Genomic DNA, 17,679 nt, shown 5'->3' on the forward strand with positions numbered 1-17,679 from the left:
AAACGGCATGAACCCCCATCCCCATGCCCGCGAAGACCTTGCCCAAGCGGCCGCAAGCCGGGGCGCGCTGACCGTCAGCGGTCTCGACAAGAGCTTCGACATCGGCGGCAAGCCCCGCAAGATACTGGACGGCATCAACCTGAACGTCCGCCCCGGCGAGTTCGTCAGCATCGTCGGCGCGTCGGGCTGCGGCAAGTCGACGCTGCTGCGCCTGATCGCGGGCCTCGACACCCATTATAGCGGCGAGCTGCGGCTGGACGGCGACCGCATCGCCACGACCAGCCTGGATCGGGGTATCGTGTTTCAGGACCACCGGCTCTTCCCCTGGATGACGCTGGAGCAGAATGTCGAACTGGCCCTGCTCAACACCGATACGCCGAAATCGCGCCGGGCGCAGATCGTGGCCGATCATATCGCATTGGTGAACCTGAAGGGCTTCGAAAAAGCCTATCCCCACCAGCTTTCCGGCGGCATGGCGCAGCGCGCCGCCATCGCCCGCGCCCTGGTGACGGAGCCCAAGCTGCTGCTGCTCGACGAGCCTCTGGGGGCGCTCGACGCGCTGACCCGCGTCCATGTGCAGAATGAACTGCAGCGCATCTGGATGGCGCAGCGCTCGACCATGGTGATGGTGACGCATGATGTGGAGGAGGCGCTCTATCTGGGCGACCGGGTGATCGTGATGTCGCCCAATCCCGGCCGCATCCGCCGCATCGTGGAGGTCGACCTGCCCCACCCCCGCGACCGCCGCGCTCCGCTGCTGCATCGGCTGAAGGACGAGATATTGGCCGAACTCACATCCGGCGCGGACGCCGCCGAAAGCGCCGACAATCTCGTCCATTTGCCCAGCCGGGAGGCGCGCTGATGAGCCGTGCCGCCGATCATCCCGTCGATTCCCTGTTCACAGACCGCTGGTCGCCGCGCAGCTTCACCGGAGAAGCGGTGCCGGATGCCGTGCTGCGCAGCGCCTTCGAAGCAGCTCGCTGGGCGCCCTCCGCGATGAACGCGCAGCCCTGGCGTTTCCTCGTCGCGCGACCGGGCGATCAATGGTGGGAGGCCTATCTTGCCTTCCTGATGCCGCGCAACCGCCTCTGGGCGGCGAAGGCGTCGGCGCTGGTGCTGATCCTGTCGGCGCGGGAACTGGAACGACGCGGCGAATGGGTCGCCAATGGCTCGCACAGTTTCGATGCGGGCGCGGCCTGGGCCAATTTCGCGCATCAGGCGCTGCTGCTGGGATGGCATACCCATGGCATTGGCGGCTTCGACCGGGAAGCGGCGCGGCAAGGGCTGAACATCCCGCAGGATTTCGCCATCGAAGCCGTCATCGCGCTCGGCCGCAAGGGCGATCTGGCAGGCCTGGACGCCGAATTCCATGGCGCCGAAGCCCCCAATGGCCGCCGCCCGCTCGATGAAACCGTCTTTGCCGGAACGCTCGAACAGCCGGCCTTTGTCAGGGAAAGGGACGTCGCATGACGCTCAACATCCACTGGCGGCTCGATCCCGCCGCCGATCCGCAACGTTCCGAGCCGGGCGCATGGCGACCCCTGCCTGCGCTGGCGCGGGACCGCCGGACGAGCACGCAGAACCGCTTCGACTATTATGTCCAGATTGCGCAGGCCGCCGCGCAGACGGCCTTTGACGGGCTGTTCGTGCGTCACCGCATTGCCGCCGACGAAAGCCGCATCATCGCCGCCATCGTCGCCCGTGCCGCGCCGCGCCTGAATGTCGTGCCAGAATTTCCCGCTTCGGTCGGATCGGCGGTCTATGCCGCCAAGCAGGCGACGACCTTCCAGCGTGCAACGCATGGCCGCCTCGGCTGGGCGATCGCGCCCGATGCCGAAGCGACCGATCGTCTGGCCGAAGCGGATTCCGTTAAGGATGGCGACCTTTCGCAAAGGCTGGAGGAATTTCTGACCGTGGCGCGCGGCGTGCACGAGCAGCGCCCGTTCAGCTACAAGGGCGCGCATTTCGAGGTCGAGAATGGCGGCTTCGACGCGCCGCTCAACCGGGTGCCTTTTCCGCGCATCTACTTGCAAGGCGAGGGGGAGGAGGCGCTGGCGCTTTCCGCCCGTCATGCCGACGTCCATCTGTTCCAGCCCGCCACAGCAGATGCGCTGGCCAATGATATTGTCCGGCTGGACGCGCTGGCGGACGGCCGTCATGTCGAGGCCGGGCTGATCCAGCCACTACTGGTGCGCGAGGACCGGGAGAGTGCCGAGCGCGACGCGCAACGCCTGCCGCTCGCTCCGGGCACGCTGATCGCCAGCTATGACGAAGCTGCCGAGCGGCTTGCGGGCTTTGCAGCATCCGGGATCACGCAACTGGTGCTGGAGGCAGTTCCCTCGCTGGAGGAAGCCTATCGCATTGGCCAGCATCTTCTGCCTCGCCTGCGCGCCCTCACCGGCGTCGCGCAACAGGCCGCCTGAGGAGACCGTCCCCATGTCCATCGACTTTTACTGGCGCCTGCCGACCCATGGCTGTCACAACAGCATCCAGACCAGCGGCTATGAGCGCGGCGACTGGTCGCCCCTCAAGCCCGGCAATATCGCCCCCGGCCTGGACCGCGACGGAAGCGCTGACGATTTCACCTATATCGACCATCTGGCGGCCATCGCGCAGGCGGCCGAGAGTGTCGGCTTTCAGGGCGGGTTGATCCCGTCCTTCCCCAATACCGACGATCCGTGGGTTATCTCCTCGCTGCTGGCGCGGGAGACGAAAAGTTTCCGCTTCATGATCGCCTTCCAGCCCGGCTTCGGCAATCCGGTACACACGGCGCGCATGGCCGCCAGCCTGCAACGCGCGACTGGCGGGCGGTTGTTGTTCAACATCATCACCGGCGGCGGCGGCCCGGCCCAGCTCTGGTGGGGCGACAGCTTCGCCCATGACGACCGTTATGGACGCACCAGCGAATTTCTCGACATCTTCAAGGGCGTCTGGGAGTCCTCCCACTTCTCCTATGACGGGCGTTTCTACCAGTTGCGCGACGGCGGCCTCGCGCCGGTCCTTCAGGGCGAGGAATTTCCGGAGATCTGGTTCTCCGGATCGTCCGACGCGGCGCTCCAGACCGCGGCGCGCCATGCGGACTATTACCTTTCCTGGCTGGAGCCGTTCGACCAGCTTGGCGACAAGTTCGCCCGCGTCAAGGAACGCACGGCGGCACTGGGCGGAGAGCAGAAATGCGCGGTGCGCGTCGATCTGGTCGCCCGCGCGACAGAGGAGGAAGCCTGGGCCGACATCGCCAAGGGCTTCGACAATGTGAGCGAGGAAACCCGCCAGCGCTGGCGCGGGCAGGCGACGGACTCCGTGGGCGCCGCCCGTCAGGCCGCGCTCCGCCCGACCGATGCGCGGCGCTATGACGAGCTGATCGTCGCGCCCAATCTCTGGGGCGGCTTCAATCTGCTGCGCGGCGGCCCCGCATTGGGGATCGTCGGCAGCTATGAGCAATGCGCGGCCCGTCTGGACGAGCTGATCGCGCGGGGAACCGACGCCTTCATCCTGGCTGGCACGCCGCATCTGGAGGAAGCCTATCGCGTGGGCGAGGAAGTGCTGCCGCTGCTCGGCCGCCAGGTTCCGGCCTTGCTGGCCGCTGCGGAATAGCCGATGGAATAGAGGCACCATGCTCCTGCCTTCGCAAGAGTTCGGGAAGCAAAAAGGGCGCCGGGAAATCCTCCCGGCGCCCTTTTCTTTTGACGAAAGGCCGGGGACCGCCCCGGCCTCCCCCTCATCGGAAGCGGAACAGCGCCGCCACGCCCGCCGTACGCGGATCGGCCCAGGCAACCGTATCGCCGGTCACGCCCTGCGCCGCATTGGCGGCGGGCAGCGAGTGGTTCAGATAGCGCACGTCGAACAGATTGTTAACGAAGCCCGTCACGCTCAGCTTCTCGTCCGGCGTCGTGTAGGTGGCGCGGATATTGGTCAGCGTATAGGGCTTCTGCGCCAGATAATAGCGGTTCACCGTGTCCTGCGGCGTCACATAATAATATTGCCGCGACTGGTAGCGTGCATCCGCCGCCAGTTCCAGCGTGCCCAGCTCCGCCAGCGGGAAGCGATAGGAGCCGCCGACATTCAGCGTCACCTTGGGCGAACGGACGAAGCGCGCACCCGCCAGGCTGGTCGTGCTATTCTGAACGATGAAGCGCGTATATTCGGTGTCAAGCAGGCCCAGCGCCGCGTTGAACTTCAGCCCCTCGACCGGCGCCAGCGCCAGTTCGAACTCCGCGCCGTCGACCTTCGCCTTCGCCGCATTCTGGAGGTAGGAGACTGTCGCGCCGCCGACGGCGCCCGGATTGGGGCCGACGACATTCACCTGCACATCCTTATAGTCATAATGGAAGGCGGTGGCGTTGAAGGTCAGCAGCCCGTCGAACCAGCTCGATTTGTAGCCGATCTCATAGGCATCCAGCTTCTCCGGCCGCACCGCCGTTAGCGCGACAGCCAAAGTCGCCGCGGAATTGAAGCCACCCGACTTCACCCCATGCGAGAATTTCGCGTAGATCAGATTGTCGCGGTCGATGTTCCAGGACGGTGTCACATCATAGGTGAAGGCGTCCCATGTGCGCTTGAGATCATTGCTGAAGGTGCCCGCGCCGCCGATGCTGCCGGTATAGCTGTTCCACCACTGCGCATAGTTGCTCCAGGTGAAAACCGCGCCCGGCGTCGTCGCGGCTGGGGATGCCCGGCGGTCGAAGTCCAGCGTCTTCGTCTCCCGCGTCCAGCGCCCGCCCAACGTCAGCTTGAGCGCGTCGGTGAAGCGGAAGGTCGTGCTGCCGAACACCGCGCCGCTTTCGGCCTTGTGCCGATAGGCCGTGTTGCTGAAGGCGAGGGCAGGGCCCGTGGGCGTGATCGCCTGAGCCGGCACCGCGTTCTGCGGCAGGGTGGCGGAGAAGGCGTTCGACCGGATCTTCTCGTTGAAATAGAAGGCGCCGACGATCCAGCTTAGCCGGTCCTCGCCGGAGGAAGCCAGCCGCAATTCCTGCGTCCACTGGCTGGAGCGCGCCTGGGTATAGCTGCGCGAGATTTCCAGCGGCGTATAGTCGGTGTCGCCCGCGCCGCGCGTGGTGAACCGCTCATAGCCCGCGATCCAGGTCAGCGCCGCGTTGCCCAGGTCCCAGTCGACATGCAGCGACCCGCCGAACTGCTTGTTGCGGCTATATTCGGGCGCGTTGGTGCTGATGTCGTTGATGTCGGTCGACGGCGCATAGCCGTTGCGGACCACGCCGCTGGGAAGGTAGCTGGCCGTCGTCCAATAGGTGCCGTTCGTGTCGTAATCGCGATAATGGACGCTGAGCAGCGCCTGCAGATTGTCGGTCGGCTTGGCCAACAACTGGCCGCGGATCACATTGTCCTTGATCTCGTTCGACTTGTTGCCGGTATAGAGATTGTCGAACCGCCCGCCGCGATCGTCGAAGCGGAAGGACACGCGCGCCGCCAGCTTGTCGTCGACCAAAGTCGTGCCGATGCCGCCTTCCGCGATCTTGTTGTCGAAGCTGCCATATTCCAGCTTCACATAATTGTCGTCCTGGCCATTCAGCGAGGGACGCTTGGAGATGATGTTGACCGCGCCCCCGGTGGTGTTCTTGCCCCAGAGCGTGCCCTGCGGGCCGCGCAGCACTTCCACCCGCTCCAGGTCGAACAGCGGCAGGCCGGTGGCGCTGCTGTTGCTGATATAGACGTCGTCCAGATAGAAGCCGACCGGATTGGCGAGATCGAGCTGCTGCTGGCCGGCGCCGACGCCGCGAATCCACCAGCGCGGGCGGCCATGCTGCTGCGTGCCGGCGGAGGCGTTGGGAACATAGTTCAGCACCTCATTGGCGGAACGGCCGAGGCCGCCGACGCTGAACAGATCCTTGTCGAAGGCGGTGACGGCCACCGGGACGTCCTGCAACCGTTCCTCGCGGCGCTGGGCCGTGACGACGATGCCTGCTCCGGCGTCCGCATCCGCCACTTCGGCCGGGACGGCGGGCGTTTCTTCGGCATGGGCGCCGGTCACATATGCCGCTGCAAGCAAGGCCAGGGCACTTGCGCCAAGGGCATGGCGGAACCGTGGTGAAAGACTGATTGTGGACAAGGAGATTCCCCCATTGGTTGAAACATGTCCGCATTGCGCGGATCGGACGGGGGAACCGAAGCAAAGCCTATGCCACTTTCATAAGGCAATGATTTTAAATGAGATTATTTCTTACTCGTTCAATGGATGGTTGAAATCGCGCAGCGGAACAGGCCATGCTGCTATCTCCGCAGCAGCATGGCCGGTGCTCAGACGAGAAGGATATAGGCGGCCCCGATGCCCGCGCAGGCGCCCAGGACGGGCAGCACGCCGATCTTGAACCGGAACACCGCAATCACCGCGCCCACGGACAGCAGCACGGCGGGAATATTGACGCTGGACAGCACGGGCAGGTCGATCCCGCCAATCCGCTGGATCTGCCGGAAGAGCGTATGAATGGCGAACCAGATGGCGAGGTTCAGGATTACGCCCACCACGGCCGCCGTGATCGCCGTCAGCGCCGCCGACAGCGCCGGGTTGCCGCGCAGACGTTCGATGAAGGGCGCGCCGGCGAAGATCCACAGGAAGCAGGGAACGAACGTCACCCAGGTGGTGAGGATCGCGCCCAGCGTCGCGGCAACCAGCGGGTGCAGCATGCCGGAGTCCCGAAACGCTGCCAGGAAACCCACGAACTGCGTCACCATGATCAGCGGCCCCGGCGTCGTTTCCGCCATGCCCAGCCCATCCAGCATTTCGCCGGGTTGGAGCCAGCCGAAGGTGCCGACCGCCTCCTGCGCGACATAGGCGAGTACGGCATAGGCGCCGCCGAAGGTGACGACCGCCATCTGGCTGAAGAAACTGGCGATATGGGTGAATATATTATCCGGCCCCAGCGTCAGGAACAGGGCCAGCACCGGCCCCAGCCACAGCAGCAGAAACAGCGCCGAGATACGCAGCGACCAGCCGAGATGGGGGCGGGCGTGGTCGGGCAATTGCTCGCCCAGCGCCGTGTCGCGATCATGGATGACATGGCCGCCCGCCGGGCCATGACCGCCCCCACCCTGAAACACCGCCAGACCGCTGCGTCCTCCGATGAAGCCGATGAGGCCCGCCGCCAGTACGATCAGCGGGAACGGCGCGCCCAGGAAGAAGATCGCCACGAACGCCGCGGCGGCGATCCCGCGCATCGCATCATTCTTCAATGCCCGCGATCCGACCCGGACCACCGCCTGCATCACGATGGCCAGCACCGCCGCCTTCAGGCCGAAGAACAGCCCTTCGATGATCGGCACATGGCCCAGCAACACATAGATGTAACTAAGGCCCAATATGGCGAGAAAACCCGGCAGCACGAACAATATGCCCGCGATCATCCCGCCCTTCGTCTTGTGCAGGAGCCAGCCGATATAGATGGCGAGCTGCTGCGCCTCCGGCCCCGGCAGCAACATGCAATAGTTGAGCGCATGGAGGAACCGCTCTTCCCCGATCCAGCGCTTTTCCTCGACCAATAGCCGGTGCATCACGGCGATCTGTCCCGCCGGTCCGCCGAAGCTGAGCGCCGCGATCCGCGCCCACAGGCGCGTCGCTTCGCCCAAGGAAATGCCGTGATGCCCGTCGTAAGACGGGACCGCAGGGGTGGAGGATGCGCTTGCCGTCATCGATCCGTCCTTCTGTTGCTGAAAAAGGCATGGAACTGGTTGAGCGCATCGCTCGCCATGGCGATGCGCTGGAGGTCGTCGTCGGTGGAGGCGCAGACGCCGGACAATATGGCGCCCAGACCCGGGGTTTCGGGGCGTGCGAACCTGCCGTCCGCGATGTCGAGGTCATGGATGATCTCACCGATTGCGACCAGGGCCGGGTCGTCCAGAAGGCCTGCGCGCAGCAGCAAGGTTTCGAAGCTGCACCGGTCGCCTTCATGGGTGAATTCGGCGTCGGCCATGTCGAAGCGCAATTCACCCTCCGCCGGATCGTAACGGCGGCTGTCGACGAATTTGAAGCGGGCCTCCGGGTCGATGAAGCGGCGGATCAGCCATGCGCAGGCGATGCGATCGACATGGACGCCGCTGCGCGTCACCCAGGTCCGGTTGGTAAGATCGGTCGCTTCGGTTGCGGCGGCCGGATCGGTGCGGCTGACGTCCGGATGCTGGTAGCGTTGCCGATCCAGTTCCGCGAGCGCAGCTTCGGCCTGCTGCCGCCCCGGCGCGCCGAAGAAGTCGAGCCGCCCGACATCCTCCAGCCGCTTCTGCAGCCGGGCGATGTCCGTTCCGCTGGCGGGCCCTGTTTCCAGCAGGCGGCGGGCGGCCTGGGCAATCTCCTCATAATCCGTGCGCCGCGCTGCATCGAACAGGGCGCGGACGTCGCCGTCGGACAGGCCGGCCAGCAATCGCGCTTCGATCAGCGTCGCTTCGCCGCCATTATCGACGATCTCCGCCATAAGGCTGTTGAAGGCAGCGGCGCTTTCCCCCGAACAAGGAAGCACATGGACTGCATTTTTGAGCGGCACCGCGCCGATGGCTTGAAGGCGGCGCCAGATCTTCACCCGCAGATAAGGCGGCTTGGCGGGAAGTTGATGCAGCAATGCGAGCCATGGGGTGGCGTCGGTAATGGTCATGATGCATATGTATCAATAAAGATGATTCGAAGAAACAGGAATATCAATGATCCGGACTTCACCCTTGGCGATGGCAAGCGCGGCGGCAATCGCCTTCGTCGGAGCGCGGCCTGCTCATGCGCAGGATGACGGTCTTGCCTTGAGCGGCAGCGTGCGCCTGCGGGTCGAGGAGATTGAGGGGCAGGCCCGCGCAGGGTTCGACCGCAAGGACAGCCTGTTCAACATCCGCACGCAGCTCATGGCCGAATACCGTTCGGGCGCGTTCAGGGCTGGGGCGGAGCTGTTCGACAGCAGGGCCTATGGCGCCGACGCGGGCACGCCGATCTCCACCAATGAAATCAATGCGATGGAGCTCGTTCAGGCCTATGTCGCGGGGGACATCGATGAACCGCTGGGCAAGGGCAGCAAGCTTGGCCTGATGGCCGGGCGATTCATGTTGAACCTGGGTTCCCGTCGGCTCGTCGCTGCGGACGATTATCGCAACACCACCAATGGCTATACCGGCCTGCGGGCCGACCTGACCGCGCCGCGCGGTGTGAAGGCGGTCTTCATCTATACCCTGCCGCAGCAGCGGCGGCCGGACGATGCGGAGGGTGTCCGCAACAAGCGGGTGAGGTTCGATCATGAGGGCTTCGATCTGGTGCTGTGGGGCGGCATCGTCAGCAAGGCCAAGGCGATCGGCCCGGCCATGGCGGAACTCACCTATTTCCATCTGGGCGAACGGGACGAACCGGGGCGGCCGACGCGGGACAGGTCGCTCGACACATTCGGTGGACGCATCATCAGCGAACCGGAAACGGGACGGTTCGACTATGAGGTCGAGGCCTTTTACCAGACGGGCAGCGTCAGCGCGTCTCTCGCGCCCGGCGCAGTACGCCAGTCCGTCGCCGCCAGCTTCCTGCACGTCGATGCCGGCTACAGCTTCAGCGGACCCTGGAAGCCCCGCCTGTCGCTGGAATTCGACCGGGCGAGCGGAGATAGGCGGGGAGGGCGTCAGGGCCGATTCGACACGCTGTTCGGCATGCGCCGGGCGGACCTTGCCCCGGCGGGTCTGTACAATGCCCTGGCGCGGACCAATATCGTGACGCCCGGCATCAGGCTGGAGGCGACACCCGACAAGCGGTGGGACTGGTTCGCGACCTATCGCGCCTTGTGGCTGGCGTCGCGGACGGATGCCTTTTCCTCCACGGGGGTGCGGGACGCCAGCGGTCGGTCGGGCAGCTTCGCGGGCCATCAGGTGGAAGGGCGGGTCCGCCACTGGATCGTTCCGTCGCGGCTGCGGTTCGAATTCGACGGGCTGCTGCTGGCCAAGGGGCGGTTCCTGCGGGACGCGCCCAATGCGACGGCAGGGAAGTGGACGCGCTATACCTCCTTCAACCTGACCGCGAGTTTTTAGGCTCCGGCTTTTGGCAGCATGTGCTGAAGCATGCTTTGCCTCCATTCCCGCGGACAGGTTGCATCTTTTAAAGGATTGCCCGCCCGGTCAGGCTGACGGCGGCCGCCACCAGTGCGGCGAAGAGTGGCAGGGCCGCCCTGACGCCGCCATGGCCCCAGCCAATGACCATGGTCATCATTGCCTTGGCAAGGGTGTTGGCAAGGACGGCACTTCCCAGGATCAGCCCTGCGACATGATCGTCGAGCAGGTCGGGCGGCAGCCCGGCCATGGTCATGACCGCCGCGTCGACGTCCGATATGCCGGTCAGCGTCAGCACGACCGCCATGCCCTGCTGTCCGAAATGCACCAGCGCCCACCGGGCGGCGAGCGACAATCCCGCCACCAGCGCCGCCAGCATCAGCGCCGGCCCGAAGCCGAGCGGGTTGGAAAGCCCCATGCCGTTTCCCGTCCCGCCATGCCGACGCCAGGCCACCAGCGCGAAAGCCACGGCGACAAGCGTTGCGGGCGCCATGGTCAGGGCCAGCGTGGGCAGCGCGCGCGGAATGAGGACGAGTGCCACCAGTTGGACGCGCACGAACATGACGATGGAAGCCACCGCTATGCCGGCCGACAACAGGGACCGCGCGCCCGGCTCGTCGCGCAGCCGGCGAGCATAGTCGGCGGTCACCGCCGTGGAGGAGACGATGGCCCCCGTCAGCGCCACCAGCAATATGCCCCGGTCTTGGCCGAAGCGGCGCGACACCGCATAGCCCGCGAAGGACAGGCCCATCACGAACACGACGACCATCCAGATGTTCCGGGGGTTCCAGGCGTCATAGGGGCCATAGGCGGCATCGGGCAGCAGCGGCAGGATGATCAGCGCGACCAGCAGGAAGCGCGAGACGCTTTCTATCTCGCTCTCGTCCATGCCCCGCAGCATGGCGTGCATCGATTGCCTTGCGCTTAATATCGCGAAGGTCGCCGCGCCGATGGCCAAACCCAGCGCAGGCGCGATCCGCGTGGCGCAGAAACTTGCGCCGAAGGTCAGCAGCCCGGCGAGCGTTGTGGTGGCAGACAGATGCTCCTGATCGGCGCTGCGCGAATAGCCGACGGTCAATATGGCCGCGACTCCCATGCCCAGCGTGGCCGCGACGATGTCGGGCGCCAATCCTCCCATTCCGCCCAGCAAGCCGATCAGGCCGAAGGTCCGAAATCCCGCCACCCGGCGGCCCTTGCCGAGTTCCCGCTGGGTCCAGCCGCGCTCAAGCCCCACGAGCAATCCGATGGCGATGGAGGCGATCATCGCCAGATAGGGCTGGCCGATGTCGGGCATGCGTCAGGCGATCCGGGGTGGAACGATCACCGCCGCGCCTTTCACCCTGCCGGTCCGCAGGCGGTGGAGCGCTTCGCCCGCATCGTCCAGCGGAAAGCTTTCCGTCACGATGCGCAGGTCGGTCCGGCCTGCCATTTCGAAGAAGGAGATGCCGTCCTCCCGCGTCAGATTGGCGACGGAGAGCAGCATCCTCTCTTCCCACAGATCCGCATAGGGGAAGGCGGGGATGTCGCTCATATGGATGCCCGCGCACACGACCCTGCCGCCCTTGCGAACGGCCCGCAGTGCGAGGGGCACCAGATCGCCCACGGGTGCGAAGATCAGGGCGGCGTCAAGGGGCGCCGGCGGAAGCTGCGACGAGCCGCCCGCCCAGGCGCAGCCAAGCGACCGCGCGAAAGCCTGTCCTTCCTCATCGCCATCCCGGGTGAAGGCGTGGACGGTGCGTCCTTGCGCCTGCGCGACCTGCCCCAGGATATGCGCCGCCGCGCCGAAGCCATAGAGCCCGATGGTCGGCGCATCGCCCGCAAGCCGCAACGCGCGCCAGCCGATCAGGCCGGCGCAGAGCAGTGGGGCGGCCTCCACATCGGAAAAGCGGTCCGGCAGGACGAAGCAGTAGCGGGCATCCGCGATCGCATGGGTGGCATAGCCGCCATCCCGGGTCGCCCCGGTGAACAGGGGCGCGTCGCAGAGATTTTCCCGGTCCGTCCGGCAATAGGCGCATTGGCCGCATGTATGCCCCAGCCAGGGAATGCCCACCCGCTGGCCAGGGGCGAAGCCGTCCACCTGCGGCCCGACGACGGCGACGCGGCCGACGATCTCATGTCCCGCTATGATCGGATAATGGGCCGGGATCTCACCGTCCAGCACATGCAGGTCGGTCCGGCACACGCCGCAGGCGGTAACTTCGACCAGCAGTTCCCCAATATCCGGTTCGGGCACGGCGCGGGTGATTTTACGCAGCGGTCGGCCTGGGGCGTCGATCTGCATCGCGACCATCTGTTGCATGGAAAGCCTCCCTTGCGCCTTCTTCGTCACCCATAGATCATATCATGACCGAAGGAGTCCGTAGTTATCCTGATGGACGCGCAGGCGCCGCCCGTCGAGATTTCTGCCGATCCAGCCATGGCGTCTACAGTCGTGGGGCGCGGCATCGTCGCGCAAGGTCAAGGGAACGGGATCTGATGTCTGCTGTCGAACCGGATCGGAAGAACATCGTGCCGCAAACGGACGCGCCGGCCATCGTCTGGACCTGTCCCATGCATCCGGAAGTGCGGCGGGACCATCCCGGCGCCTGCCCGCTCTGCGGCATGGCGCTGGAGCCTGAAGTTCCCGTTGCCCAGGCAGGCGACGGCGCCGAACTGACCGACATGACCCGCCGTTTTCGCATCAGCCTGCTGCTGGCCATTCCGGTGTTCGTGCTCGAAATGGGCGGGCACCTCTTTCCGCCGCTCCATCACCTGGTGTCCGACCGCCTTTCCATCTGGTTGCAGCTCCTGCTTGCCACGCCGGTGGTGCTGTGGGGCGGCCGGCCCTTTTTCGAAAAGGGATGGCAGTCGCTGCGGACGCGCGAGCTCAACATGTTCACGCTGATCGCGATGGGCACTGGCGTGGCATGGGCCTATAGCATGGTGGGGGCGCTGGCGCCGGGCCTGTTTCCCGAGGCCTTCCGGGAGAAGGGGACCGTTCCGGTCTATTTCGAAGCGGCAGCGGTGATCACCGTGCTGGTGCTGCTTGGTCAATGCCTGGAATTGCGGGCGCGGGAGCGTACTTCCGGTGCGATCAGGGCGCTGCTCGACCTGGCGCCGAAGACAGCCAGGCGTCTGCGCGAGGACGGCAGCGACGAGGAGATGGCGGTGGATCGGGTCACGCCCGGCGACCGGCTGCGCATCCGCCCTGGTGAGAAGGTGCCGGTCGACGCCCTGGTCGAGGAAGGCAGTTCCGCCATCGATGAATCCATGGTGACCGGCGAATCCATGCCCGTCACCAAGACTGCCGGTGACCATGTGATCGGCGGCACGCTCAACCGCAGCGGCCAGCTTGTCGTCCGGGCGGAGAAGGTCGGTCGGGACACCATGCTCGCCCGCATCGTGCGGATGGTCGCGGATGCACAGCGATCCCGCGCGCCGATCCAGCGCCTGGCGGACCAGGTGGCAGGATGGTTCGTCCCTGCCGTGCTGTTGATCGCTGCGGTCGCCTTTGTCGCCTGGGCGATCTGGGGGCCGGAGCCGCGCTTCGCCCATGGCCTGATCGTCGCGGTGGCCGTGCTGATCATCGCCTGCCCCTGCGCCCTTGGACTCGCCACGCCCATGTCGATCATGGTGGGCATCGGTCGCGGCGCGGGGCTTGGCGTGCTGATCAAGAATGCCGAAGCGTTGGAACGGATGGAAAAGGTCGACATGCTGGTCGTCGACAAGACCGGCACACTTACGGAGGGCAAGCCGTCGCTCACCGGCGTCGTCGCAGCTCCGGGCTTTGAAGAGGATGCGTTGCTTCGGCTCGCCGCCGGGGTGGAGCGAGCGTCCGAGCACCCCCTGGCGCAGGCGATCGTCATTGCCGCGGAGGCGCGGGGATTGGCGCCGCCGCAGGTGGAACAGTTCGATTCCCCCACGGGCAAGGGAGCGGTCGGCATGGTCGAGGGCAAGCGGATATTGCTCGGCAATGCCCGCTTCCTCGAAGAATATGGCGTTTCGGCGGAAGCATTGGCCGGGCAGGCCGATGCCCTGCGCCATGATGGCGCGACCGCCATTTTCATCGGCGTCGACGGGACCGTCGCGGGCATCTTCGCGATTGCCGACGCGGTGAAGCGGACGACGGCGGAGGCGCTGGCTGCGCTGCGGGGGAAGGGCGTCGCCGTCGTGATGCTGACCGGCGACAATCGCACCACGGCGCAGGCGGTCGCCCGGCGGCTGGGGATCGATCAGGTCGAGGCAGAGGTTCTGCCGGACCAGAAAAGCGCCGTGGTCGCCCGGCTCAGGAGCGAGGGCCATGTCGTCGCGATGGCGGGGGACGGCGTGAACGATGCTCCGGCACTGGCGGCCGCCGATGTCGGGATCGCCATGGGGTCGGGCACCGATGTCGCGATCGAAAGCGCCGGAGTGACGCTGCTTCAGGGTGACCTTACCGGCATAGTCCGCGCACGGGCGCTCAGTCAGACGACCATGTCGAACATCCGTCAGAACCTGTTCTTCGCCTTCATCTACAACGCCGCTGGCGTGCCGATTGCCGCAGGTCTGCTCTATCCTCTGTTCGGCCTCCTGCTGTCCCCTGTGATCGCGGCTGCGGCTATGGCTCTGTCGTCGGTCAGCGTCGTCGGCAATGCGCTGCGCCTGAACAGGGTGAGGCTCTAGAAGGGGCTGGACGCATTTTCCCGCGCAAGGCGGGATGTGACGGACAGCAGCGCATGAAAATTCGTTGCGGAATGAGAATTACTCATTTGTCCCTGGCGGATTTTCACCATCATTTCGTTTCACAAGAAAACTGAGAGATCGGCTGGGCGCAGCGATGCGTCCGGCCTGTCCGTCATGTGGAGAGATGTCGCACTGCGCCCCGTGGCGCGGTGCATGCCTGATCGGCCCATAACTGCCCAAAAAGGGCCGAAAGGGAGCCATTTATGCAAAAGTTCTTGTCCGTCCGTCGTGCCGCATTGCTGCTTTCCTGTTGCGTCGGTCTTGTCTCACCCCATGCCTGGGCGCAGGAGCCCGATGCGGATGACGATGCCGGCACCATCACCGTCACCGGCCGCCGCATTTCCCAGTCGTCGGAAGCGATCGGTGAGGATAAGGTGAGCAATGTGGTGGCGGTCACGCGCGAGGCCTTGCTGTCGGCGCCCTCCGGTATTTCGGGCCTGAAGATGCTTGAGCAACTGCCCGGCTTCAACGTTCAGACCGACGGCGCGCTCGGCCTCTACGAGTTCGGCAACAGCGTCCAGACCCGTGCCTTCAACCTCGATCAGATCGGTTTCGTGGTGGACGGCATTCCCACGGGACGCAGCGATGCCTTCGGCGGAAGCCCGGTTTTCCGCTATGTCGACAATGAGAATCTGGGCGTTGTGGAAGCCGCCATCGGCGCAGGCGACGTCGGCTTGCCCAGCTATTCGACATTGGGCCCTGTCGTCCAATATAACAGCATCGCGCCGCAGGACGAGATGGGCCTGTTCGTTTCCCAAAGCTTCGGCGACTTCGACATGAAGCGCACCTTCATCCGCGCGAGCACTGGGCGGGTGGGACCGTTCAAGGCCTATGTCAGCCGCACGAAGCTGAACAGCGACCTGTGGCGCGGCCCCGGATCGGTCGACCGCGAACATTGGGAGGCGCAGGTCCATGCCGACCTCGGCGGCGATAGCTGGGCGCGGTTCAAATTCGTGTCGAACGACTTCTTCGACTATGACTCGCCTACCATTTCGCGGGGCCAATATAATTGCGTAACGCGCAACGCGCTGGGACAGTGCGGAAGGGATTACGCCTATATCGAAAATGTGCCGAATACGACGACAGGTTTCGGGCCGACGGCGTCCGGCATCTATTATTCTAATAGCGCATATACCGCCGTGTATAATCTTGCCATCAACGTTCGTAAGGACAAGCTTTATGGTGCGACATTCCACGCCGGTATAGCTGATGGCGTCTGGGCCGAATCGACTCTCTATTGGGAAGACAAGGACGGTTACGGTGTATCGCCGGATGCTTATGGCAGCACGACTCGAGGGACAACCGGAGCCCTGCTCAACAGCTATTTGCGCTATCGCTATCAGGCCGACGCTGGCCTGCCCGTCACCGCACCGAAGGGCGTGCAATATGGGCTCTCGGGCGTGGGCGGGGATCGCTATGGCATCACCAGCAAGCTGCATTGGGAAATCGGCAGCAATGCGGTGGAAGCGGGAATCTGGGCTGAAACGGATAAATATCACCGTACCCAGGCCCGCTATAACACGGTCGATGGCGCTCCTGACAGTGCACCCAATCTGAACGAGCTGGTTTATCTGCGCCGGAACTACCGATCCAAGCGCGACATCTTGCAAGTATTCCTAAAGGACACACTGAAGGTCGCCGACGAACGACTGATCATCGATCTCGGCTTTAAGGGGCTGGTGATGGACTATGTCCAGCGCGGCTATAGGGACTTTGACGATTATTATCGCACCACCGGAACGGGTCTCAACACCCGGGGCATTGCGGGATGGGGACCACAGGCCAACACCGCTCATTACAAGGATCTGTTCTTGCCCACGGCGGGCTTGCTCTACAAAATTGACGGCCGGACGCAGGTCTTCGCCTCCTATGCCGAAAATATGGCGCTGCCCAAAGGCATGGACGACATCTATTCGGTGACCCGCCCCAATACATCAGCCTTGGTGCCGCAACCCGAGCCCGAACGATCGAAGAATATGGAACTGGGTATACGTACCAACCAGGGACAGGTTTATGCGTCGTTGGCGGCCTTCTACACAAAGTTCGACAACCGTATTCAGTCGATCACCAGCTTCGTGCCCGGCGGCGGCCAATCGACTGAGACCTTCTTCCAGAATGTTGGTCGGGTGCGTTCCTAGGGTTGAGACTCAATCACAGCCAGAAGGCCACGGCGGCTGCGAGGCTTACGGCTGACAGGAAGTTTCTGGCGAGCTTGTCGTAGCGGGTTGCGATACGGCGAAAATCCTTGAGGCGGCAGAACATGGCCTCGACCCTCCAACGGTCCTTGTAACGGCGTTCGTCATACTGGATCGGGCGCTTGCGGTTGCGTCGACCGGGGATCACGGGGATTGTGCCCTGTTCGCGCAAGGCGGCCCGGATGCGGTTGGCGTCGTAGCCCCGGTCGGCGATCACCCGCTTCATGCCGATGGTCTCGCCAATCAGTAGGTCTGCGCCCTTCACATCCGACGTGTTGCCGGGCGTCAGGACGAGGCGGAGTGGTCGCCCGAGGACATCGACGAGCGCGTGGATCTTCGTTGTCCTGCCGCCACGCGAAATGCCAATGGCATTGGCCCGCGCCCCCCTTTTGCACCACCGGCAGAGCGGTGGGCCTTGATGTAGCTGCTGTCGATCTGGCCAGTCTCCGCGATCCAGCCTTCCTCGGTCAGCGCCGCCAGGATACGGGTCCAGATGCCCCGGCGGCTCCACCGGTTCCAGCGATTGTAGACCGTCGTCGAAGGGCCGTATTCAGAAGGGCAATCCGCCCAGCGGCCACCGCACTTGAGCATGTGAATGATGCCCGAGATCACCCTGCGATCATCGACCCTTCGCGCTCCGGGCTGGTTCTTCGGCAAGTGCGGCTCAATCGCTGTCCACGCTTCATCCGACAACCAGAACAACGAACGCGACATTCCAAACAGCCTCCAGCTTCAGCGGAGACCCCCTGAATCAAAGTGAACGCAGATTTTCAAT

Annotated in this window: 13 protein-coding genes; 7 read left to right on the forward strand and 6 right to left on the reverse strand. The window is 64.8% G+C overall.

The window, feature by feature from the left end; translation table 11 throughout:
* Nucleotides 1–7: 7 nt before the first annotated feature.
* The 4 genes from EGM87_RS02545 to EGM87_RS02560 are packed head-to-tail and all read left to right on the forward strand — an operon-like array spanning nucleotide 8 to nucleotide 3,594.
* Nucleotides 8–862 carry an ABC transporter ATP-binding protein gene (locus EGM87_RS02545; RefSeq protein WP_137709156.1) on the forward strand — a complete coding sequence of 285 codons (855 nt, stop codon included), beginning with the start codon at nucleotides 8–10 and terminating at the stop codon, nucleotides 860–862.
* On the forward strand, nucleotides 862–1,470 hold the full coding sequence (locus tag EGM87_RS02550; RefSeq protein ID WP_137709155.1) for a nitroreductase family protein: 609 nt from the start codon (nucleotides 862–864) through the stop codon (nucleotides 1,468–1,470). The genes EGM87_RS02545 and EGM87_RS02550 overlap by 1 nt, the downstream gene beginning before the upstream one ends.
* The gene (locus EGM87_RS02555; protein ID WP_137709154.1) at nucleotides 1,467–2,423 is read left to right on the forward strand and encodes an LLM class flavin-dependent oxidoreductase; all 957 of its coding nucleotides are present in this window, start codon (nucleotides 1,467–1,469) and stop codon (nucleotides 2,421–2,423) included. The genes EGM87_RS02550 and EGM87_RS02555 overlap by 4 nt, the downstream gene beginning before the upstream one ends.
* A gap of 13 nt (nucleotides 2,424–2,436) precedes the next feature.
* On the forward strand, nucleotides 2,437–3,594 hold the full coding sequence (locus EGM87_RS02560; protein ID WP_137709153.1) for an LLM class flavin-dependent oxidoreductase: 1,158 nt from the start codon (nucleotides 2,437–2,439) through the stop codon (nucleotides 3,592–3,594).
* Between the two features lie 124 nt (nucleotides 3,595–3,718).
* Here the strand turns inward: EGM87_RS02560 and EGM87_RS02565 are convergent, their stop codons facing one another.
* From EGM87_RS02565 to EGM87_RS02575, 3 genes are all read right to left on the reverse strand, one after another.
* Nucleotides 3,719–5,986, reverse strand: a complete 2,268-nt coding sequence (locus EGM87_RS02565) for a TonB-dependent receptor (protein ID WP_253719115.1) — start codon at nucleotides 5,984–5,986, stop codon at nucleotides 3,719–3,721.
* A 266-nt stretch (nucleotides 5,987–6,252) separates the two neighbouring features.
* Entirely contained in the window at nucleotides 6,253–7,641 is a 1,389-nt protein-coding gene (chrA, locus tag EGM87_RS02570) for a chromate efflux transporter (protein WP_137709151.1), read from the reverse strand.
* A complete protein-coding gene (locus EGM87_RS02575) occupies nucleotides 7,638–8,594 on the reverse strand; it encodes a chromate resistance protein ChrB domain-containing protein (protein ID WP_137709150.1) in 957 nt (318 codons plus the stop codon). The genes chrA and EGM87_RS02575 overlap by 4 nt, the downstream gene beginning before the upstream one ends.
* A 46-nt stretch (nucleotides 8,595–8,640) precedes the next feature.
* On the opposite strand from EGM87_RS02575, the gene EGM87_RS02580 reads away from it, so the two are divergent.
* Entirely contained in the window at nucleotides 8,641–9,990 is a 1,350-nt protein-coding gene (locus tag EGM87_RS02580) for an alginate export family protein (RefSeq protein ID WP_253719117.1), read from the forward strand.
* Nucleotides 9,991–10,057: 67 nt separating this feature from the next.
* Here the strand turns inward: EGM87_RS02580 and EGM87_RS02585 are convergent, their stop codons facing one another.
* Nucleotides 10,058–11,302, reverse strand: coding sequence for an MgtC/SapB family protein (locus tag EGM87_RS02585; protein WP_137709149.1), 1,245 nt, complete (start codon nucleotides 11,300–11,302; stop codon nucleotides 10,058–10,060).
* 3 nt (nucleotides 11,303–11,305) lie between these two features.
* Nucleotides 11,306–12,307 (reverse strand): zinc-dependent alcohol dehydrogenase family protein, encoded by a 1,002-nt coding sequence (locus EGM87_RS02590; protein WP_410483105.1) that lies wholly within the window; start codon nucleotides 12,305–12,307, stop codon nucleotides 11,306–11,308.
* Between the two features lie 44 nt (nucleotides 12,308–12,351).
* Here EGM87_RS02590 and EGM87_RS02595 point away from each other — a divergent pair, with 44 nt between their 5' ends.
* Together EGM87_RS02595 and EGM87_RS02600 are read left to right on the forward strand one after the other, a co-directional pair.
* On the forward strand, nucleotides 12,352–14,649 hold the full coding sequence (locus EGM87_RS02595) for a copper-transporting P-type ATPase (RefSeq protein WP_410483106.1): 2,298 nt from the start codon (nucleotides 12,352–12,354) through the stop codon (nucleotides 14,647–14,649).
* Between the two features lie 263 nt (nucleotides 14,650–14,912).
* A complete protein-coding gene (locus EGM87_RS02600; RefSeq protein WP_253719119.1) occupies nucleotides 14,913–16,847 on the forward strand; it encodes a TonB-dependent receptor in 1,935 nt (644 codons plus the stop codon).
* Between the two features lie 13 nt (nucleotides 16,848–16,860).
* On the opposite strand, the gene EGM87_RS02605 is transcribed toward EGM87_RS02600, so the two are convergent.
* A protein-coding gene (locus EGM87_RS02605; RefSeq protein ID WP_137708757.1) for an IS5 family transposase occupies nucleotides 16,861–17,618 on the reverse strand; the annotation gives its coding sequence in 2 pieces (ribosomal slippage) (nucleotides 16,861–17,285 and nucleotides 17,285–17,618; 759 coding nt in all).
* Nucleotides 17,619–17,679: the final 61 nt, after the last annotated feature.

The organism is Sphingobium sp. RSMS, from assembly GCF_005406185.4.
GTDB lineage: Bacteria > Pseudomonadota > Alphaproteobacteria > Sphingomonadales > Sphingomonadaceae > Sphingobium > Sphingobium fuliginis.